Consider the following 21,019-nt stretch of genomic DNA (forward strand, 5'->3'; position numbering starts at 1 on the left):
ACGGAAGTCCTCCTGTTGGCGTGCTGGCGGTTTGTAATAGCCGCCGGCATCGAGAATATCCGGCGGCACTGGGAGCGCCTCGCACTCGGGCGCCTCTCTCACCACGACCTTAGCGCCTCAAGCCTGCCCGATTGTTCTGGTTGAGGCATCGGCATATCTGATCGAGACACTGCCACGCCGCCGACGATGCAGGCTGGGCAATGTAGATAGCTGCAGGTCGCTTTCACGACAGTCGCAACACCCCGTGCGTCGAAAAATGCTCACGGTGACCAGCGCGTGCGCAGGCCGCTACAACAATAACCATCAGCGCCGGACCTCCCCCCCTGTCAGCATCCTGCGCAGCGGGAACACGAGTGCCGGACATGAGGAAACGCAATGAACCACGAACAGGGCCCGGTACTGACACCGGGACAGGACAATACCCAACGCTGGGGACTGGACTATCACTCCCCGGTCTTCCCTCTTTCGGCACTGAGTATTCTGGGCTTCATCATCTATGCCTTGATCTCTCCGGCGACAGCCAACTCCCAACTCACGGCAGTACGCGGATGGGCCATCAACCACTTCGACTGGCTATTCATGGTTGCTGGTAACCTCTTTGTCCTGCTCTGTCTGCTGCTGGTGCTGTTACCACTGGGGCGCATCCGTCTCGGCGGAGCCGATGCCCGCCCCGAGTACTCCACGCTCTCCTGGTTCAGCATGCTGTTTGCAGCCGGTATGGGCATCGGCCTGATGTTCTGGAGCGTTGCCGAGCCGGTGGCCTATTACACCGACTGGTACGGAACGCCACTCAACGTCGCGGCCAACACACCAGAAGCGGCGCGGGCAGCAATGGGCGCCACCATGTTCCACTGGGGTCTGCATCCCTGGGCGATCTACGCCCTGGTAGGACTGTCTCTGGCCTTTTTCGCCTACAACCGGGGGCTGCCGCTGACCTTGAGATCCGCCTTCACCCCGATATTCGGCAAACGAGTACGCGGCTGGCCAGGCCATATCATCGATATCCTCGCCGTACTGGCCACCATCTTCGGGCTCGCCACCTCGCTGGGTCTGGGCGCCACCCAGGCCGCCTCAGGGATGCACTATCTGTTCGGCCTGCCCAATACGCTCGGCACCCAATTGGCGATCATCGTGGTGGTTACAGTGATTGCACTCTACTCGGTGTGGCGCGGCATCGATGGCGGCGTCAAATTGTTCTCCAATATCAATATGGTGATCGCGCTGGCCCTGCTCTTGTTTGTCATGGTGGCTGGCTCCTTCGCACTGTTCCTCCACCATCTCGGCGACGCGACCCTGAGCTATCTGGAATATCTGTTGCCACTGTCGAACTGGGTAGGGCGTGAGGACCAGAGCTGGTATCACGGCTGGACCGTGTTCTACTGGGCCTGGTGGATTTCCTGGTCACCGTTTGTCGGCATGTTCATCGCTCGAGTGTCGCGGGGCCGTACAGTGCGAGAATTCCTGGTCGCTGTATTGATGGTTCCGACCCTGCTGACGCTGATCTGGATGGCCGCCTTTGGCGGCAACGCCATCGATCAGGCCCGACTCGGTGTTGGCGCCCTGTCGGAGGGCATCAACGACGTCTCACTGGCGATGTTCCAGATGCTCGAACAATTGCCCTTGACCACCCTGACCTCCAGTTGTGCCATCGTGCTGGTGCTGGTGTTCTTCATCACCTCATCGGACTCGGGCTCACTGGTGATCGACAGCATCACTGCAGGTGGCAAGACCGATGCACCACGAAGCCAGCGTGTGTTCTGGGCGACACTCGAAGGCGTCATTGCCGGGATCCTGCTGTACGGCGGAGGCAGTGAAGCACTGACGGCGATGCAGGCTGGCGCCGTGGCCACCGGCCTGCCCTTCACCCTGGTGCTGATCGTGATGAGCGTGGCCCTGGTCAAGGGCCTGGTCGAGGAAAGCCGTCGCCCCGGGCTTTCTGCTGCCTGAATCACATCGCGTCTCACGAACAGCATACGGCCGCCTCGATGGCGGCCGTATGCTGTGGTGACTTCGAACAGGAACGCTCAGTCGTCCCACTCATCCTCGAGATCATCAATCAGATCTTCAACATCGTTATCGTCCCAGTCGTTGTCGCAATGCCGACGGGTATAATCCAGCGCTCGCTGAAGCACTCGCGCACGATGCTCATCACCATCATGCCAGGCATCATTGACGCGGTGCTGCAGCCGCTTTTCCTTTGCCCAGCACCCTTCGAATACATGATCATCGGCCATGGCCGGGGTCGTGACTACCGCAGACAGCAACAGGGCCACAGCGATACTCGACAATACTCTTTTCATCTCGGCGTCCAATACGGGGAAACTTCATCGGGCTATCCGACAGCCCCTCTTCCCCACGGTTCTCACCCTGATACCCACGAAAAGGCCAGCCATGACACCGGTCATGACTGGCCACTTGAGGTATTGAGGCAAGGGTGAGGATTATGTCTCTCAGCGCAGCACCCCTTCCTCCTTGAGCAGCGCAACAATCGCTTCAGCGCCCTGTTGAGGCGTCACATCGGTCAACAGCTTGCCACCTCCACTGTCGGCCTTGGCCGCCGCCGCCTTGAAGCGATCCCGAGCATTGCTGGCGGTGACGATCTTGAGGCGTTTGGGGCGCGGCTTCGCAGGCATCAACGGCCAGGCCGCAAGACTGGCATCGGGCTGTAGATCACCCGCCGCAGCCACCGGCTCGAGAATTCCGCGGCGAGCTGGCCCGAAGGCGCTCTGACGAGGCGTCGGGGCTGCCACATCCACCCCCAATATCGCCGGCAAGCGAACTCTGAGTCTACGCCGCTGGCCACGGGGCAATGCCTGCAGGACCTGGGCATACCACTGGTCCGATGCTCGCTCGACGGTTTCCACCGCGACGATCCCCGGTACACTGGCCCAGCCCAGTTGTTCGGCCAGGGCCACGGGAACCACCCCCGAGCCCTCTCCCTCCTCGGCACGCATACCACACAACACCAGGCGCGGCTCCGAGCCACTGTCACGCTGACGCAGATAATCGCGCAACACGGGCAAGACATCGCTGGATTCTCGGGTGTGAATCCAGTTGAGACGCTCCAGTCCCATGCCCAGGTAATCGCGCAACGCTGCCTCGGTATCGTCACCGGGCGCACCGGCATGACACACCTCGAGATTCAAGCGGCGGCCATCCTCGCCCAGCTGCAATGCCAGCTCCAGCGCTCTGGCGTCCAGGTCTGCACGCCGTGCTCGCTCGGTGAGGCCATGACGCCCCACCGATACCAGTACATCAATCCGCAACGCTGGGTTGCCAGCCTCTCCAACGCTGTGGGCGGTACGATCGTCATGCGACATCTCGGCTCTCCACTTCGATCTCTTCACCCCGCAAGGCACGCACCTGCGCCACCAACGCTTCCAGCACCTCGGCAGAATCCGCAATCACCGACAGGTCGGCGCGCTTGACCATGTCACATCCAGCATCGGCATTGATGGCCACCACCCGGTCACAGCGTTGGATGCCCTGCAGATGCTGAATGGCTCCACTGATACCCACGGCCACGTAGACCCTGGCGCTGACCCAGGTGCCGGTAGCACCGACCTGGCGATCACGAGGCATATGGCCGTCATCCACCGCCACTCGCGAGGCACCTTCGGTCGCCCCCAGTACCTGAGCAGCGAGATGGAAGCCTTCCCAGTCACGCACGCCATTACCCGCCGAGAGAATGAACTCGGACTCATCCAGGGCGATGGCAGCAGGATCCACAGCCACCGCGCCGAGATCCTCGATGCGTGCCAGCGGTGTCGGCAACTCGGCTCCCAGCACCGCAGATGGATCGATCAGACGGGCTGCATGACGTGTCTCGACCACGGGTTCACCACATTCGGCAAGCGCCAGCACCACCCTCGGCAGCGGCCGTGACTGGTCACGACGTCCGGAGCCGGAACGACACAGGCATAGCCATTCCGACTCACTGTTCGGCGCTCCTTCCACTGATTCGGTTTCCTGTGGTTTGTCCTGGCGAAAATCAACTCGCCAGACACCGCAGGCCGGGCGTTCGCCCAGGCTTATTGCCAGACGCCGCCCCAGATCACCGCCACTGAGGGCAGTGTCCGGTAACAGCCAGTGACGTGGCGTCAGTGCCGCTTCCAGCGCACTCAATGCTACCCGACGCTGTTCAGGGGAGTAGGCATCCGTCACCGGCAGCAGGATGACCCGATCGGCGCCGGCTTCATCCAGCCCCTCCGGCACTCGGTCACCAAAGATCACCGCCAGCACGGCCCCCCGTTGTTCATGAGAGTGCTGTTCATGAGCATGCTGCTCAGGGCTCTGCTGTTCGGAAGACTGATCCGCCAGGCGCCTTGCCAGACCGAACAGGTCGCGATCCTGAGCCGTCAGGCGACCACTGGCGGTATCCGGCACCACTGCAATATGGAAGGCCGGGGTCTCGATCTCGACCAGGCGGCGTTTGTCCTGATCGCCGCTTCTGGCGGCAGGCGCAGCGCCACCCGTCTGGGCGCCACTGCGGTCGATGCGCTTGCGTCCATTGGGCCCAATAAAGCCAATGGCATGGGGGTTGCGGCGAACAAGCCCGTTTGGCCCGGGCCACTCCGCCGGTTCCTGACCCGATGCTTGCAGTCCCAGTGTTGCCAATGCCTGGCTATGTTCGGGGTGCAGGCGGTTGCGTGCCATCCACTCCAGCCGCGGATCGCGCCGCCTGCGGAGGATATCTGTATCGCTCATGCGCTGACCTCCTCTGCCGGGATCCCGGCTCCCTTGCGGCCACCTGCGCCGGGAGACGAAGCAACCGAGCCCTCAGCCAACAGGGCATCGGCAACCAACTCGGCGATATCCCTGACCTCAGCGGTGGCGTCCACCACTCCTTCCAGCATGGCAGTACACTGCGGGCAGCCTACCGCGACCAACTCTGCTCCTGTCTCACCAACATCCTGCATGCGCATATCAGGAATGCGACGCTCACCGGGAACATCCGTCGTCGGTGCGCCACCACCGCCACCGCAACAACGCGAGCGGAAGCCGGAACGTTGCATTTCCTTGACCTCGATACCGAGGGCGCCAAGCACCTTGCGCGGCGCTTCATACTCACCGTTGTAGCGCCCCAGATAACAGGGATCGTGGTATGTCACGCTGCCGCCCTTCCAGCCACCCAGCGCCAACCGCTCTTCATCCAGCAGTTCACTGATGAAGGTACTGTGATGCCGTACACGGTAATCCCCGCCCAGGGCGCCGTACTCATTGCCCAGCACATGGAAGCTGTGCGGGTCGCAGGTAACGATGGTCTGGAAGTCATACTGCGCCAGGGTCGCGATATTGGCCCTGGCCAGCCGCTGAAAGGTCGCCTCGTCACCAAGACGGCGCGCGACATCACCACTGTCACGCTCTTCGTCACCGAGCACCGCAAAGTCCACCTCGGCAGCACGCAGAACCTTGACCAGAGCGCGCAGAGTACGCTGGTTACGCATGTCGAATGCACCATCACCCAGCCACAGCAACACATCCACCTGACCAAGGTCGCGTATCAGGGGCAGGTTCAGATCGGCGGCCCAGTGCATGCGGGCGGCCGGAGCATAGCCGTTGGGGTTGTCAGTGGCGATCAGGTTATCGATCACCTCGGCACCCTTGCCAGGAGTCTGCCCGAGCTCAAGCGTCAGATGACGACGCATGTCGACGATGGCATCGACGTGCTCGATCATCATCGGACACTCCTCGACACAAGCTCGACAAGTGGTGCAGGACCATAGCGTATCAGCATCCAGCAAGGCTCCACCGGCCTCGACTACGATCGGCCCTCCGGGTTGCCCCTGGTGCTCGCCCAGCGGCTTGCCCGGGTACGGCGAGCCGGCGAATTCGGCATCGCTGTTGCCAGTCATGCCCAGCACCATGTCCTGGATCAGCTTCTTGGGGTTGAGCGGCTGACCCGCGGCAAAAGCCGGGCATACCGCCTCGCAACGCCCGCACTGCACACAGGCATCGAAGCCGAGTCGCTGATTCCAGGTGAAGTCCTCGGGTTTGGCGACGCCCAGAGGCGCATCGTGATCGTCAAGATCCAGCGCCTTGAGGGCGGTGGAACCCCGGGCGGTGGCAACAGATCCCTTGCCCTCGCGGTCGGATTGACGAGTCGAGAAACGTTCCGGACGACGATGAAAGGCCAGATGCAGGGCTCCGGCAAAGGCATGCTTCATGGGCCCGCCCCAGGTCATGCCGAAAAACATCTCGCCCAGGCCCCAGACCAGCACCGCAGCCAGCACGATGGTGAGGATCCAGCTACCGAAATCTTCCGGCAGCAAGCCGACCGTCGGCAGCGTGATCAGGAAAACGCTCAGCGAGAAGGCCATCAGGCTCTTCGGCAGGCGCATCCAGGGCCCCTTCGACAGCCGCGCCGGCGGGTTGCGCCGACGCCGGGCCACGAACAGGCTACCGACGAACATGCAGGTGCTGGCCGCCAGCAGTAGCCAGCCAAGTACGCCCTCGGCCAGGCCCAGGCCATGGACCAGAATCATCAGCACCGCCGCGGCGACGAAGCCGCCGGCGGTGGCCACGTGGGTATTGGACATCACCTTGTCGCGGCCGACCACATGGTGCAGATCCACCAGGTAGCGACGCGGCATGGCGGCGAGGCCCTTGAGAATGGGTACGGGCGAAGGTCGCCCCTTGCGCCACAGGCGGACACGCCGCCCGGCGCCGATCACCGCCAGCGCGAGCGCGGCGAAGATCAGGATCGGCAATAGCGTCTCGAGCATGGTACTCACCTCTCCTCGATGAGGAGCCGTAGGCCTCGAGCTGTAAGCGGCAAGTTACCTCACCCCTCCTGGAGGCCCTTTCACAACCCGGTCGACGAGATGAGTCACTCCAGTGCTCATCTCGCCATACGTTGGGAAAGCAGTTCCTACAGCTTCCGGCTTGCAGCTTATGGCTGGGGTTAAAAGTCCTTGCAGAGGCGCAGGGCGTCGTAGATCGCCGCGTGGGTGTTGCGCGGTGCGGTGCAGTCACCCAGCCGGAACAGCAGCGGCCCTTCGCCTTCCTCGGCGAGGCAGGGTTGGGGCTGGATGGCGTAGAGGGCCTCCAGGTCCACCTGTCCCTTGTTGCGAGACCCGGGCTTCAAGGCGTAATAGAGAGCCTCATCGGGACGCACACCGTTCTCCACCACCACCTGGTCGACGACCCGTTCCTCTTGAGTACCGGTGTACTCGTTCTCGAGCACCGCCACCAGGGAGCCGCCCTCGCGGTAGACCTTGTGCAGCATCAGGTCGGAGGTCATGATCACCTCCTTCTCGTAGAGGCTGCGATAGTAGGTCGGGAAGGTTGTGCCTCCCACCGCCGCACCGGGCTTGATGTCATCGGTGACGATCTCGACCTTGGCGCCCTTGTCAGCCAGGTAGTCCGCCGCCGACATGCCGGAGAACTCGCACAGCGCATCGTAGATCAGCACGTTCTTGCCGGGCTCCACCTTGCCGTTGAGCACGTCCCACGTACTGACCACCAGACTCTCCTCGGGATTTTCCGAGTAGCCCCACTCCGGGTACTGGTCCAGGTAAGGCCGGCCACCGGTAGCCAGCACCACGATGTCCGGACGCAGGTCGAGGAGAGTGGCCTCGTCGGCACGAGTGCCGAGGCGCAGATCGATCTTGAGACGCGCCAGCTCGAGCTGATACCAGCGGGTAATACCCGCGATCTGATCGCGCTGCGGGGCCTTGGAAGCGGTGGTGATCTGGCCGCCCAACGCCTCATCCGCCTCAAACAGCGTCACGTCATGGCCGCGCTCGGCGGCCACCCGCGCCGCCTCCATGCCACCGGGGCCACCACCGACCACCACCACCTTGCGCTTGGGTCCCTCGGAAGGCTCGATGATATGCGGCAAGCCCATGTATTCCCGGGAGGTGGCGGCGTTCTGGATGCATAGCACGTCCAGCCCCTGGTACTGACGGTCGATGCAGTAGTTGGCACCCACGCACTGCTTGATCTGGTCGATCTGGCCCATCTTGATCTTGGCGATCAGGTGCGGGTCGGCGATGTGCGCCCGGGTCATGCCCACCAGATCCACGTAGCCGCCTTCCAGAATACGCTCGGCCTGGTTGGGGTCCTTGATGTTCTGGGCATGGATCACCGGGACGGAGACCACCTCCTTGATGCCCGCCGCCAGATGCAGGAACGGCTCCGGCGGGAAGGACATGTTGGGAATGACGTTGGCCAGCGAGTCATGGGTGTCACAGCCCGAGCCGATCACACCGAAGAAATCCACTTGACCGGTGGCGTCGTAGTAGGCGGCGATCTGCTTCATGTCATCGTGGGACAGGCCGTCCGGGTGGAACTCGTCGCCGCAGATGCGCATGCCGACCACAAAGTCGTCGCCGACCTCGGCGCGCACCGCCTTGAGCACTTCCATACCGAAGCGCATGCGGTTCTCGAAGTCACCGCCCCACTGGTCTGTTCGCTTGTTGACTCGCGGGCTCCAGAACTGGTCGATCAGGTGCTGGTGCACGGCGGACAGCTCGACGCCGTCGAGGCCACCCTCCTTCGCCCGCCGCGCGGCCTGGGCGAAGTCGCCGATGATCCGCCAGATATCCTCTTCCTCGATGGTCTTGCAGGTGGAGCGGTGGACCGGCTCGCGAATGCCGGAGGGCGACAGCAGGGTCGACCAGTCGTAGCCGTCCCAGCGCGAACGACGCCCCATGTGCGTGATCTGGATCATGATCTTGCCGCCGTGCTTGTGCACGGCATCGGCGAGATTCTGGAAGTGCGGGATGATGCGGTCGGTGGACAGGTTCACCGAACTCCACCAACCCTGGGGGCTATCGATGGAGACCACGGAAGATCCACCACAGATGCACAGGCCGCAGCCCCCCTTGGCCTTTTCCTCGTAATACTTGACGTAGCGTTCGGTGGTCATGCCGCCATCGGTGGCATGCACTTCCGCGTGGGCGGTACTGACCACGCGATTGCGAATGGTCTGGCTGCCTATCTGGATCGGCTGGAAGATAGCGTCGAAGGCCATGATGAGACTCCTCGGTATGGTGGATCAGCCCTCGCGGGACTCGCCGGTGGCCTGGGGATCTGTGGACAGAGGACGGACTTCGAAACGTCCCACGTCATGATCTTCCTCGGCAGCGCTCTGCACCTGCTCGGCCAGAGTGCGCAGGGAAGCGCCACGGGCGGCGAGGATCTGATCCATGGCCCCGGAGAACCAGCCGGTGAACATGTACTCCACCTTGCGTCCGACCTTGCCCAATTGATAGACAAAGGCGCTGTGCTCCAGACGCACACTGGCAGTGCCGGCATCGAGATCGATCGACTCGGTAATGAACAGACCCCAACCACGCTGGGAAAGGCGCTTCATGTAATGCTCGAAGACCGCCTCTCCTTCCAGCCCATGCAGCTCGGCTTCCTTCTCACACCAGTGCCAGGCGCTCTTGTATCCGGCGTGATAGAGAATCTCGGCATAGCGCTCGGCGCCTAGTGCCTCCTCCACCGCAACATGGTTGTTGATGAAGAAGTGCCGCGGCACGTACAGCATCGGCAGGGCATCGGTGGTCCATACACCAGTCTCGACATCCACCTCAATCGGCAGTTCAGGGGCCATCTTGGTCACGGTTGTTACCTCGAAAGATCTTGTTGTGGCGGGTGAACAACACCCAACTTCAATGAAGAAAAAGTGGGCTTATTCGCCCCAGACGTCCTTGAGAACTCTCACCCAGTTCTCACCCATGATCTTGCGCACCTGTTGCTCGCTCATGCCGCGCTTGAGCAGGGCTTCGGTGAGGTTGCCGAACTCACCAATGGTGCGAATCCCCTTCGGGTTGATGATCTCGCCGAAGGAAGTCAGACGACGGGCATAGCCCTTGTCATGGGTCAGCCATTCGAAGAACTGCTGGTCATGCCCCTGGGTGAAGTCGGTGCCGATACCGATGGCATCCTCGCCGACGATATTCATGACGTATTCGATGGCCTCGACATAGTCATCGACGGTGGCGTTGACGCCAGCACGCAGGAAGGGAGTAAACATGGTCACGCCGACAAAACCGCCATGATCGGCGATGAACTTGAGTTCTTCATCGGACTTGTTGCGCGGGTGCTCCTTGAGCCCCGAAGGCAGACAATGGGAGTAGCACACCGGCTTCTGTGACTCGAGAATCACCTCGCGGGAGGTGTTGCTGCCGACATGGGACAGGTCACACATCACCCCGACGCGATTCATCTCGGCGACGATCTCGCGACCAAAGCCGGACAGACCGCCATCACGCTCGTAGCAACCGGTACCCACGAGGTTCTGGGTGTTGTAGCACATCTGTACAATGCCAACGCCGAGCTGCTTGAAGATCTCGACATAGCCGACTTGATCCTCGTAGGCATGGGCATTCTGGAAACCGAACATGATGCCGGTCTTGCCTTCCTGCTTGGCGCGACGGATGTCCTCGGTGGTACGCACCGGCAGCACCAGATCGCTGCACTCCTCCATCAACTGGTTGGAGGCCACGATGTTATCGACTGTCGCCTGGAAATCTTCCCAGACCGACACCGTGCAATTGGCAGCAGTCAGTCCACCGCGCTGCATATCCTCGAACAGCTCGCGATTCCACTTGGCAATGATCAAGCCATCAATCACCGTTGCCTCACGATGCAGCGCGGCACCATCAGAAGTCCGGGACTCTGGCTGGGTAAAGGGGGAATTCATCTCGTCGATCCTCACCGGTAACTGGGCAGCACGCTCGAGAGCGCGTCATGCCGGCAGGATAGCGCCGCCTCAGCAGCGCCCGGCTCCTGATTGCGACGACGAGAATTCCAAAAGCGTCATGGGAAAAACTACAAGCGGTAAGCTATAAGCTGTAAGCTCCCCAACCTGGTGCCTCCCCGCCGCTCTCACGACCAGGATGGTATAGCGGAGTTGTCCTGAACTTGAACACCCGGGGCATGCGGCAAGTACCACACCACCCAACAAAGCACTGAGCGGCTTACAACTTACCGCTTACAGCTCTCTCTGCTCAGAGCCGCTCCAGGTATCTCAGTCCGAGGTTATTCATCTGTCGCTGAATCCAGGCGGCATGCCGGGCCGTGGTCGGCCCCGGGTTGGAGGCGCTGCGCTCGCGCGGGTTGGGAAGGACTGCCGCCAGGCGTGCCGCCTGTGCCTGACTGAGCTGGTCGGCATTGACGCCGAAGTAGTGCTGACTGGCTGCCTGGATGCCGAATACGCCACGATCGAATTCGGCAATATTGAGGTATACCTCGAGAATTCTCTCCTTGGGCCAGAACGTTTCAATCAGCAAGGTGAACCAGGCTTCGAACCCCTTGCGGATCCAGTCGCGTCCCGTCCACAGGAACAGGTTCTTGGCCGTCTGCTGACTGATGGTGCTGGCACCGCGCAGTGAGCCACCGTTCATGCCACGCTCGATGGCTCGACGCAGTTCCACCAGATCAAAGCCATAGTGTTCGGGGAAGCGCTGATCCTCGGCGGCAATCACTGCCAATCGAGCATAGTCGGAGATCTCGCTATCGGGGCGCCAGTGCTGTTGGATATCCAACGACTCTGAAGAGAACCATGAGCCGATTTCACGCTCCAGCATGACCATCGAACCGAAAACCGGTACCACGCGAAATACCAGTACCAGCAACACCGAGCCGAGAACAAACGCCAGCGCCACACGCAGCGCGATTCGTGAAGCGGGACGCCACCAATCATCCATGCCAGAGCTTCCAGAAGGAAAATGTTTCAGCGCAGTATATCAAGCCAGCGGGCAACTGCCTGTGCTTCTGGAGCCCCCCCTTCAACGCAGCAGAACCGCCGTCCTGAGCAGCCAAGGACGGCGGTGAGGGAATCCTGTATCAGGAACTACCACTCAAGAGTGAGGTGAAATACGGAAGCTGCCGTAGGTGGGCTCCCCTCTAGCCCGGTCGAGGGCGGCCATAGCACGTGACACCGGCTCCAGGGCAGCACCGCTATCCAGCAAGGGGGTCGGTGCAGGATTGGGAGCGACCACCGGTGAGAAGCCACTCCAGCCAAGGCGTTCTTCACGCGGCGGAATACCGAAGCATTCACGATAGCACTTGGAGAAGTGAGGAGTGGAAACAAAACCACAGGCTGCGGCGATATCGATAATCGACAACGAGGTCTGCTTGAGCAGTTGGCGCGCCCGATTGAGGCGCAACCGCATGTAGTAACGTGATGGAGAACAATGCAGGTTGCGCTGGAACAGGCGCTCCAGCTGCCGCCGGGACAGGTTGACATAGCTTGCCAGCTCATCGAGATCGATGGGTTCCTCGAGGTTGTTCTCCATCAAGGCAACGATTTCCTGCAGTCGAGGCTGGGTGGTCCCCAGAACATGCTTGAGCGGCACACGCTGTTGATCCTGCTCACCACGCACTCGGTCGTAGATGAACATGTCGGAAATGCCAGCGGCCAGCTCACGGCCATGATCGCGGCCGATCATGGTCAGCACCATATCCATGGGCGCCGTACCGCCCGATGCAGTGCACCGATCACGGTCAATGGCAAACAGCTTCGAGGTCAGGTGGATGCCGGGATAGGCTTCCTGCAACGCGGCCTGGCACTCCCAATGGGTACTGACTTCATAGCCATCCAGCAGGCCGGCACGAGCCAATGCCCAGGCACCGGTGCACACCGAGCCGAAGCGCCTGAGATGGCGGCTCTGGGCTCGCAGCCAACTGATGTGGCCATTGGCCACGGTCTGGGTGGGTGCGATACCGCCGCAGACCACCACCATATCCAGCGACAACGGCACCGTTGTCGAGGTATCCGGCGTCACGGTCAGTCCATCGCTGGCCTGAACCGCCGACCCATCGAGGCTCAGGGTGAACCAGCGATACAGTTCCTGTCCGGAAAGCTGATTGGCCATGCGCAATGGCTCGATGGCCGATGCCAGCGAGATCAAGGTGAAATTATCGAGCAGCAGAAATCCAATGGTCTGAGGAGCGGCGCCGGAAGGCGTCGCCGAGGGCTTCACGGTCATGGTCATCTCCATCGTGGTCGGTGTTGCCGGTCGCCGAGCCACTCACCTGGCCGAATTCCGTGCCACCTTCCTGTTATTTATTCTTGGCTTGGGGTCGGAAAGAGAAGCGTCCTCCTCACCCTTGGTTTGCCACTTTATGACGATGCTTCTGAACGCGCATTCAAATATTCTCTATCAACCAGGCCCCACGTAGTTGTCTGCGACAATCACATGGTTGCCTGCGACCACGATGTCGTAAGCAGCCACACTGGCGACCGGTTCGGCACAACTGCTTTGCCAAAAGCGACATGATGTCGGAGTTGGTGTCACGGGAAGCGACAGCGCACCAGACAATCCAGGTCGGGGCCATGCAGCGAAACCAGCAATAGTTCGCCCCGTTCATCGACGTGGAAGCGCCCATAGCGAGCAGATTCATAGCGTTCAGCATGGCCCTCCTGGAAGAAGAAGGCATCGGTGGCAAACTTCACTCGTCCCTGGCGTAGCCGATAGCGCAAGCGCATTTCATCGTCCGCCAATGGCGCTTCGCCGGATGCCAGACGCTGGAAATGCGCTATCCGTCGCTCGTCCAGGCGTACAATGACATGGTCGCCAACGGTTCCTTCCGCCTTACGGTCCGTACGCCGCTCAGACAATGCCTGCTGGATGCGGTTGCTGACGTCGAAGTTCAGGGCCATGTAATCACCCTGCATCAGTGAACGAGGATCCACTGGGGCCAACGCCAGATACAGCACGCTCCCCTCATGCAGATGACGCTCCCTGTCCCATATGGAGAGGTTAACCGCCACCAGAATCAACAACGCGGTGGCCACCACGACAACCCTGTCCCACCGTGCCACCCGCCTCATCGCTGCCCTCCTCTCTGCATCATCCGCCAGCGTAATACCCAGCGCAGCAGCAACAGTGAGGCTCCGAGAGCGAACAACGTCAGAGCCTTGAACAACAGCGTAGCGTCAAGCCAGTAGTAATAGCCGCCGATGGAGAACAGCAGCAACAACACACCGGCAGCCAGCAATGAACGATGGCCGATGGCAAACCCCAGCACCACCACCACGGCGCCCAGCATCAGCCCATGGGCAAGGCATGAAATCAGCATCAGTCCAGCCACAGCGCCATAGGCAATGGCCTGATCCCTCGCCCCGACCGGTAACCGACCCTCACGAAACAGATATCGCAGCAATACCACCAGCGCCAGGGCGCCAAGCGCATCGCCCAGCCAGGGGCCCAGCCAGCCTGGCGGGCTATCGGCAGACATACGCCAACCAGAGAGCGACTGACCGAAGACTGCCACTCCCTGAATAACCAGCAGCCCGAGCAGAACGCCATGGCCCCATGCCTGCATCGCGCGCAGATACCCGGAGTAACGAAACTCGCTGAGCCATATACCGACCAGCGCCAGCACCAGCAGGCCATCAGCGAGGTAATACAAGCCACCGTCGGCGAGTGCCAGATAGAGTGCCAGGCTGGCAGCGAAAGCGGAAAAGGCACGATGGACAAGGCTGGGCATGAGCAACGCCAGCAGCATCTGCAGTCCCAGCAACGCCCATCCCAGCCCCTCGGCCAGTTGATCAGCCAGCGCCCAGGCCACCAGTAATTGCCCGACAAGGCTGATGGCCAACGCCAGATGCTCGACGAAATCACCAGGCCTGACCCGCAGCATGAACCAGGCGACGATGATCGAGACCACTCCGAGACCACCGGCGATGGCGGGACTCTCGACCACGAATGCCACGCCCGCGGCGATGGCCCCCAACAGGAGCAGTGCCGCCAACCAGCCCGAAAACGCCTGCAATGCACGCACGGCCTCGGGCGTCTCCAGCGGCGGTGCAGCCGCTTCATCAGACACATCCACTCCTGCCCTGGCCAACCGCTCCGCCACCGTTGTGTCCTTCATGACGTCATTTCCCTGTGCAGGCGCTTGAGCCAGAACACCGTTGCCGCTCCCTGGGCCAGTACCAGCAGGGCCAGTATCAGCAAGCCGCCGGCATCAGCATCGGCGTCATTCCATAACAACCGAGCAACAAACAGTGTCACGACCAGCATCAGTGACAGGCAGCCACCTGCCAACATGAACAGGTCCGGCCGCCAGTACCGGTAGGTAGCGTACAAGCCAACCAGCCACAGAAGATAAACCACAGGAGACCACCAGGATGCCGCCCCCTCATCAATGATGAACAGCATCACCAGCAGGGTGATCGGCCCGCCGCTGCCCAACGCCAGCAGGCACCTGGGCCACCTGGCGGAGAGCCACTGCCAACGCCGCGCCGCCAGCTCCCAGAGTACCAGTGCCAGGCCGTTGAGCAGCACCAGGCCCCATTGAGCCGGGGCATCGCCTCCGCCACTGAACCTGAACTCATGGAAGAACCGCAGCACAGCCAGGTCGAGCAGCCCCAGCCACAACACCCAGAGCACATCGAAACGAGCCACCAGCACCCAGGGCAGTACCAGCAGCGCCCAGGTGAAGAACAGCTGCCAGGGGTCGGCACCGGAGTGATATACCTGCCCCACCAGCGCCAGCAGTACGCCGACCAGCAGGACCGCTGCCGTCAACGCCACTCGGGCCACCACACTACGACCATCGGCCACCCAGTACACAGCGATGGCCAATACCAGCGCTGCCTCGACCAGCCCAAACCTCGGCAGGCGTCCCATTCCTGCCCAGTTCCAGGCGACCAGAAACAGCACCCCAAAGGCCAGCGCCAGGCTGCCCAGCCACAGCAACAGGCGATCCACAAACACATACCAGTCGCGCCCTGATGGATGCAATCCGGAAAGCCGGACAGCCGTTGCCATCTGTTCAGGGGGGATGGCACCACGTTCGACCAGAGCGACCAACTGGCGGCGAATGGAAGTCATCATGTTTCCTTGCCCGGATTCCTGACATCAGGATACTGGATACTCTGGCACTCATGGCCAGGCTCTACCACGAGAAAGACCACGAAAAGAGAGGCCAGTCCATCAGTAGATGAACTGGCCTCCTCACTGCCTGCATCCCGCGCTGATCAGCGTTTGGCGTAGAGCCGCTCGGCGTGATAACGCAGATGATCCTCGATGAAGCTGGCGATGAAGTAGTAGCTATGGTCATAACCCGGCTGGCGACGCAGCGTCAGTGGATGGTCATGCTCTGCACACACCGCTTCCAGGCGCTCGGGACAGAGTTGCTCCTCGAGAAAATCATCGGCATCGCCCTGATCGATGAACAGTGGCTGACGGGAGGCTCCACGCGCCACCAGCTCACAGGCATCATACTGGGTCCAGGCACTGACATCGTCGCCGAGATAGGCGCTGAATGCCTTGCGCCCCCAGGGGCACTGGGTTGGATTGACGACGGGAGCGAAGGCCGACACCGAGCGATAGTGGCCAGGTCGACGCAGCGCCAGAATCAAGGCGCCGTGTCCTCCCATGGAGTGACCACTGATCGACTCACGACCATTGAGCGGGAAATGCTGACGTACTACCGAGGGCAACTCCTCGGTCACATAGTCATACATCCGGTAGTGCGCCTTCCACGGCTCGCGAGTGGCGTTGACGTAGAACCCCGCCCCGGAGCCCAGATCGTAGCTATCGTGCTCACCGGGCAGGTCGGTGCCCCGCGGGCTGGTGTCTGGACACAGGATGGCAACCCCCAGTTCCGCCGCCAGACGATGCGCACCAGCCTTCTGCATGAAATTCTCGTCGGTGCAGGTCAACCCCGACAGCCACCACAGCAACGGAACCTTGCCCATTTCCGCCTGGGGCGGCAGATAGATGGCGAAGGTCATCTCGCAGTCCAGTGCCCGCGAGCGATGACGATAGCGCTTGTGCCAACCACCATGACTGCGGTTGGCGCTGACCAGTTCCAGCTGTTCGGACATACTCATGGGCAACTCCCTGCAACTCTCGGCAATGACCTATTGATCAGGTGGTTCTATACCACAGTACCAACGCACCACAGTACCAACGCGATACGCTCTGCTTGATGGCGGCACCGGAAAGTGCCGCCGACACTGCAATGGGTCATGATGCCTCATTGCAGCTCCCGATCAATAATGCAGCACGGTGCGAATGCTCTTGCCTGCATGCAGCAGATCGAAGGCTTCGTTGATCTGCTCAAACGGCATGTTATGGGTGATGAAGTCATCGATCTTCAGTTCACCGTTCATGTAGCGCTCGACATACCCCGGCAGCTCGCTGCGCCCCTTGACGCCTCCGAAGGCAGAACCCTTCCAGACCCGACCTGTCACCAGCTGGAACGGACGCGTCGAGATTTCCTGACCGGCACCGGCGACGCCGATGATCACCGACTCCCCCCAGCCCTTGTGACAGCACTCCAGTGCCGAGCGCATCACATTGACATTACCGATGCACTCAAAGGAGTAATCCACTCCGCCATCGGTCATATCGACAATGACCTGCTGGATTGGGTCGCTGTAATCCTTCGGGTTGACGAAGTCGGTAGCACCGAACTGACGCGCCAGATCAAACTTGTCGGGATTGACGTCAATGGCGATGATGCGTCCAGCCTTGGCCATCAGCGCGCCCTGGATAACCGCCAGGCCAATGGCGCCGAGGCCGAAGACGGCCACAGTAGAGCCCGGCTCGACCTTGGCAGTGTTGAGCACAGCCCCGATACCGGTGGTCACACCACAGCCCAGCAGGCAGATCTTGTCGAGCGGTGCTTCCTTCGACACCACCGCCAGGGAAACCTCCGGCACCACGGTGTACTCACTGAAGGTCGATGTGCCCATGTAGTGATACAGCGGCTTCCCTTCCAGCGAGAAGCGCGAGGTGCCATCCGGCATCACCCCCTTGCCCTGGGTGGCGCGCACGGATCCACAGAGGTTGGTCTTGCCCGATCGGCAGAACTTGCATTCACCGCATTCGGCGGTATACAGCGGAATCACGTGGTCACCGGGCTTGAGACTGGTGACGCCTTCACCGACTTCCTCGACGACACCCGCACCTTCGTGGCCCAGCACGGACGGGAACAGGCCTTCAGGATCGGCACCAGAGAGTGTGTAGGCATCGGTATGACAGACGCTGGTAGCCACAATCCGGACCAGTACCTCACCGGCCTTCGGACCAGCCACATCAATCTCGGTCAGGGTAAGGGGTTTGTCGGCTTCCAGCGCGATGGCAGCGCGTGACTTCATGATCAACTCCTGAACAGCGTGCGCGGCACTGCCATTGAGGCAGCACCGGAATGATATCGAGCGTCGGATACCCCTGTATCGAGCATCCAACAATGGTGTTCCGAGTCTAGTCTCTCGCCCGACCTGTTATAAACCGCATCAACAACATAACATTGTTGCCATACTGCAATAATGCAATATTGAGCTTCGAGTCTCGAGCCACGAGAAACTCTTCAGCAGGATTGAAGGTGCAAGGACCACAAACAGGATAGCCCCGGAACATCGACAACCCACAATTGCAGTGTCGAGCTTCGAGTCGCGAGCTGCGAGCAGTTGGGTGCTGCGTTGAGCTCGTCGTCGCTCTCAACTCGGAGCTCGCTGCTGTAGTGTGCCAATGCTTCGCCACTACCCCGCCTCTGGCCGGTGAACTATCAATTCAGCATAAGGCGGCTCGTGGCTCGTGGCTCGTGGCTCGTGGCTCGTAGCTCGTAGCTCGTAGCTCGTAGCTCGTAGCTCACAAACTACAGGAGACCCATCATGCATCCCTGGGAAGGTGTAGAGGCCTTTATTGAAGTGGTTCGCCAGGGCAGCTTTGCCGGAGCGGCACGACGCCTGTCGGTATCCAGCTCGCACGTCAGCCGGCAGGTCGCTGCGCTGGAGCAACGCCTCAACACCACTCTGATGTACCGCACTACCCGACGTCTGCGCCTGACGGAAGCCGGACGACTCTATTATCAACAGTGCGATGCGCTGATTGACGGTTTTCGGGACGCCGACTCGGCGGTCAGGGATTTCGAGGCCAGGCCCCGCGGCGAGATCGCGCTGACCTGCGCCACCACCTTCGGTGAACGATTTGTGGCACCGTTGATCAATGACCTGCTGGCCCAGCATCCCCTACTCAGCCTGCGCCTGTATTTCACCAACCGCCAGGCCGACCTGCTCGAGGAAGGCTTCGATATCGGTATCCGCCTGGGAACGCTGGAAGACAGCTCCATGATTGCTCGGCGGCTGGCCGACCGGCGCGAATATGTGGTCGGCTCGGTGGATTACTTCCAGCGCCACCCACAGCCGCATACCCTATCGGAGCTGCGCCACCACCGTTGTCTTCATGGGTCACGTGATCGCTGGCGGTTTGCCGTGGAGGGTGTGGCTCGCGAAGTGACCGTCAAGGGCCCCTGGCAGGGCAATTCGGGGCCGGCACTGCTGGATGCGACACTCAAGGGGCTGGGGTTGGCTCAGCTACCGGATTACTACGTGGAACAGCACCTGGCCACCGGCAAGCTGATCTCGGTACTCGACAACTACCGCCACGGCGATACCGGTGTCTGGGCTGTCACGCCACACCATCGTCATCGTTCACCTCGGGTCAGGCTGGTCATCGACTACCTGGCGGAACATCTGGTATCGCGTCTGCCAGCACGTCGCCGTGAACCAGACACATCAACGCCCACCTGAAAGAATTCGGGTGGGCGTTGAGTCAAACGTGTCCAGCGCTGAAGCATCAACTCTCGATAAGCATCAACACTCGATGGTATTCACCGCAAGACCACCACGCGAGGTTTCCTTGTATTTATCCTGCATGTCAGCACCGGTTTCCTTCATGGTACGGATGGCCTTGTCCAGTGAGATGAAATGCTCACCGTCACCTCGACAGGCCATCAGTGCAGCGTTGATCGCCTTGACCGAAGCAATGGCGTTGCGCTCGATGCAGGGCACCTGCACCAGACCGCCCACCGGGTCACAGGTCAAGCCAAGGTTGTGCTCGAGGCCAATCTCCGCGGCATTCTCGACTTGTGGCACCGAGCCGCCCATGACTTCCGCCAGGCCAGCTGCTGCCATGGCACAGGCCGAACCGACCTCACCCTGACAGCCGACCTCAGCACCGGAGATAGAGGCATTCTTCTTGCACAGGATGCCCACCGCAGCTGCCGTGAGCAGGAAATTCACCACATCACGCTCCGAGGCGCCGGGCTGGAATTTCATGTAGTAGTGCAGCACTGCCGGAATGATGCCTGCTGCACCATTGGTCGGCGCCGTCACCATACGGCCGCCGGCGGCATTTTCCTCGTTGACGGCCAGAGCGTAGACGTTGACCCAGTCCATGGCAGAGAAGGTGGTAGCAATCAGGCCGGCATCATCGGTCATGGCTTCCAGACGGCGATAGAGCGCGGCAGCACGGCGCTTGACGTTGAGCCCACCCGGCAGGATACCCTCGGCCTCGAGACCGCGGTTGACGCACTCCTGCATGGCCTGCCAGATATCCCAAAGCCCTGCGCGCACCTCGGCCTCCGAACGCCAGGCCTTCTCGTTCTCCATCATCAACTCACTGATCGACATATCGTGCAGACGACACAACGCCATCAGTTCCGCGCCACTGTTGAAGTCGTAGGGCAAGGCCGTGACATCGGCGTCCAGCGTGCCTTCTCGTGCCTGGGCCTCATCTACGACGAAGCCGCCACCGACGGAGTAATAGGTCTCACGGGCCAGTTCCTCGCTATGGCCCCTGGCCACCAGGGTCATGGCATTGGGATGGTACGGCAGGCTCTCGTCGTGCCATTGCAGGTCACGTGCCCAGATGAAGGGCACTGCCACGCGGCCATCGAGCATCAAGGTCTGACTCTCGAGCAGTTCCTCGATGCAGGGGGCCACGATCGACGGATCGATCCGATCAGGGCGCTCGCCCATCAATCCCATGACAGTAGCGAGATCCGTCGCATGTCCCTTCCCGGTGGCCGACAGCGAGCCATAGAGATGCACTTCCAGCCCCGCCACACGCTCGATCAGGTCATCGCGACGCAAGGCCGACACAAAATCGTAGGCTGCACGCATCGGTCCCACGGTATGGGAACTTGATGGACCAATGCCGACTTTGAACAGGTCGAACACACTGATGGACATGGGGCTTGCCTCTTGCTGTCGGTCACGGCGACCAGCGCCGAAGGTCATGAACCGTATGGATCATTGGCC

General features: G+C 61.2%; 17 protein-coding genes. 2 read left to right on the forward strand and 15 right to left on the reverse strand.

Annotated elements, in window-relative coordinates:
* The first annotated feature begins 375 nt into the window (after positions 1 to 375).
* The gene (locus tag BUE38_RS09660) at positions 376 to 1,947 is read left to right on the forward strand and encodes a BCCT family transporter (protein ID WP_073434975.1); all 1,572 of its coding nucleotides are present in this window, start codon (positions 376 to 378) and stop codon (positions 1,945 to 1,947) included.
* 77 nt (positions 1,948 to 2,024) lie between these two features.
* On the opposite strand, the gene BUE38_RS09665 is transcribed toward BUE38_RS09660, so the two are convergent.
* The 14 genes from BUE38_RS09665 to BUE38_RS09735 form a co-directional block, all read right to left on the reverse strand.
* On the reverse strand, positions 2,025 to 2,300 hold the full coding sequence (locus BUE38_RS09665; protein WP_143166266.1) for a DUF1090 family protein: 276 nt from the start codon (positions 2,298 to 2,300) through the stop codon (positions 2,025 to 2,027).
* A gap of 150 nt (positions 2,301 to 2,450) precedes the next feature.
* A complete protein-coding gene (locus tag BUE38_RS09675) occupies positions 2,451 to 3,320 on the reverse strand; it encodes a hypothetical protein (RefSeq protein WP_073434978.1) in 870 nt (289 codons plus the stop codon).
* Positions 3,310 to 4,707, reverse strand: a complete 1,398-nt coding sequence (locus BUE38_RS09680) for an electron transfer flavoprotein subunit alpha/FixB family protein (RefSeq protein ID WP_073434979.1) — start codon at positions 4,705 to 4,707, stop codon at positions 3,310 to 3,312. The genes BUE38_RS09675 and BUE38_RS09680 overlap by 11 nt, the downstream gene beginning before the upstream one ends.
* Complete coding sequence (locus BUE38_RS09685) at positions 4,704 to 6,725, reverse strand: (Fe-S)-binding protein (RefSeq protein ID WP_073434980.1); 2,022 nt, start codon at positions 6,723 to 6,725, stop codon at positions 4,704 to 4,706. The genes BUE38_RS09680 and BUE38_RS09685 overlap by 4 nt, the downstream gene beginning before the upstream one ends.
* A gap of 179 nt (positions 6,726 to 6,904) precedes the next feature.
* Positions 6,905 to 8,977 (reverse strand): dimethylglycine demethylation protein DgcA, encoded by a 2,073-nt coding sequence (gene dgcA, locus BUE38_RS09690; protein WP_073434981.1) that lies wholly within the window; start codon positions 8,975 to 8,977, stop codon positions 6,905 to 6,907.
* Between the two features lie 24 nt (positions 8,978 to 9,001).
* Complete coding sequence (locus tag BUE38_RS09695; RefSeq protein WP_073434982.1) at positions 9,002 to 9,571, reverse strand: 4-vinyl reductase; 570 nt, start codon at positions 9,569 to 9,571, stop codon at positions 9,002 to 9,004.
* A gap of 69 nt (positions 9,572 to 9,640) precedes the next feature.
* Positions 9,641 to 10,654: a dipeptidase gene (locus BUE38_RS09700; protein ID WP_073434983.1), complete on the reverse strand. Its 1,014-nt coding sequence runs from the start codon at positions 10,652 to 10,654 to the stop codon at positions 9,641 to 9,643.
* Between the two features lie 307 nt (positions 10,655 to 10,961).
* Positions 10,962 to 11,660 carry a monofunctional biosynthetic peptidoglycan transglycosylase gene (gene mtgA / locus BUE38_RS09705; RefSeq protein WP_073434984.1) on the reverse strand — a complete coding sequence of 233 codons (699 nt, stop codon included), beginning with the start codon at positions 11,658 to 11,660 and terminating at the stop codon, positions 10,962 to 10,964.
* A 153-nt stretch (positions 11,661 to 11,813) separates the two neighbouring features.
* Positions 11,814 to 12,944, reverse strand: a complete 1,131-nt coding sequence (gene gbdR, locus BUE38_RS09710) for a choline metabolism transcriptional regulator GbdR (RefSeq protein WP_143166267.1) — start codon at positions 12,942 to 12,944, stop codon at positions 11,814 to 11,816.
* Between the two features lie 305 nt (positions 12,945 to 13,249).
* Positions 13,250 to 13,789, reverse strand: a complete 540-nt coding sequence (locus BUE38_RS09715; protein ID WP_073434985.1) for a GDYXXLXY domain-containing protein — start codon at positions 13,787 to 13,789, stop codon at positions 13,250 to 13,252.
* Positions 13,786 to 14,835 carry a DUF4401 domain-containing protein gene (locus BUE38_RS09720; protein WP_073434986.1) on the reverse strand — a complete coding sequence of 350 codons (1,050 nt, stop codon included), beginning with the start codon at positions 14,833 to 14,835 and terminating at the stop codon, positions 13,786 to 13,788. The genes BUE38_RS09715 and BUE38_RS09720 overlap by 4 nt, the downstream gene beginning before the upstream one ends.
* On the reverse strand, positions 14,832 to 15,800 hold the full coding sequence (locus BUE38_RS09725; RefSeq protein WP_234986860.1) for a DUF2157 domain-containing protein: 969 nt from the start codon (positions 15,798 to 15,800) through the stop codon (positions 14,832 to 14,834). Before BUE38_RS09725 ends, BUE38_RS09720 begins: the two co-directional genes overlap by 4 nt.
* 143 nt (positions 15,801 to 15,943) lie before the next feature.
* The gene (gene fghA / locus BUE38_RS09730; protein WP_073434988.1) at positions 15,944 to 16,801 is read right to left on the reverse strand and encodes an S-formylglutathione hydrolase; all 858 of its coding nucleotides are present in this window, start codon (positions 16,799 to 16,801) and stop codon (positions 15,944 to 15,946) included.
* 162 nt (positions 16,802 to 16,963) lie between these two features.
* Entirely contained in the window at positions 16,964 to 18,073 is a 1,110-nt protein-coding gene (locus tag BUE38_RS09735; protein ID WP_073434989.1) for an S-(hydroxymethyl)glutathione dehydrogenase/class III alcohol dehydrogenase, read from the reverse strand.
* A 516-nt stretch (positions 18,074 to 18,589) separates the two neighbouring features.
* Here BUE38_RS09735 and BUE38_RS09740 point away from each other — a divergent pair.
* Positions 18,590 to 19,507 (forward strand): LysR family transcriptional regulator, encoded by a 918-nt coding sequence (locus tag BUE38_RS09740; protein ID WP_073434990.1) that lies wholly within the window; start codon positions 18,590 to 18,592, stop codon positions 19,505 to 19,507.
* 63 nt (positions 19,508 to 19,570) lie between these two features.
* Here the strand turns inward: BUE38_RS09740 and BUE38_RS09745 are convergent, their stop codons facing one another.
* Positions 19,571 to 20,950, reverse strand: a complete 1,380-nt coding sequence (locus tag BUE38_RS09745; RefSeq protein ID WP_073435108.1) for an L-serine ammonia-lyase — start codon at positions 20,948 to 20,950, stop codon at positions 19,571 to 19,573.
* Positions 20,951 to 21,019 lie beyond the last annotated feature (69 nt).

It is taken from the genome of Halomonas cupida (assembly GCF_900142755.1).
In the GTDB taxonomy this organism is placed as follows: Bacteria; Pseudomonadota; Gammaproteobacteria; order Pseudomonadales; family Halomonadaceae; genus Halomonas; species Halomonas cupida.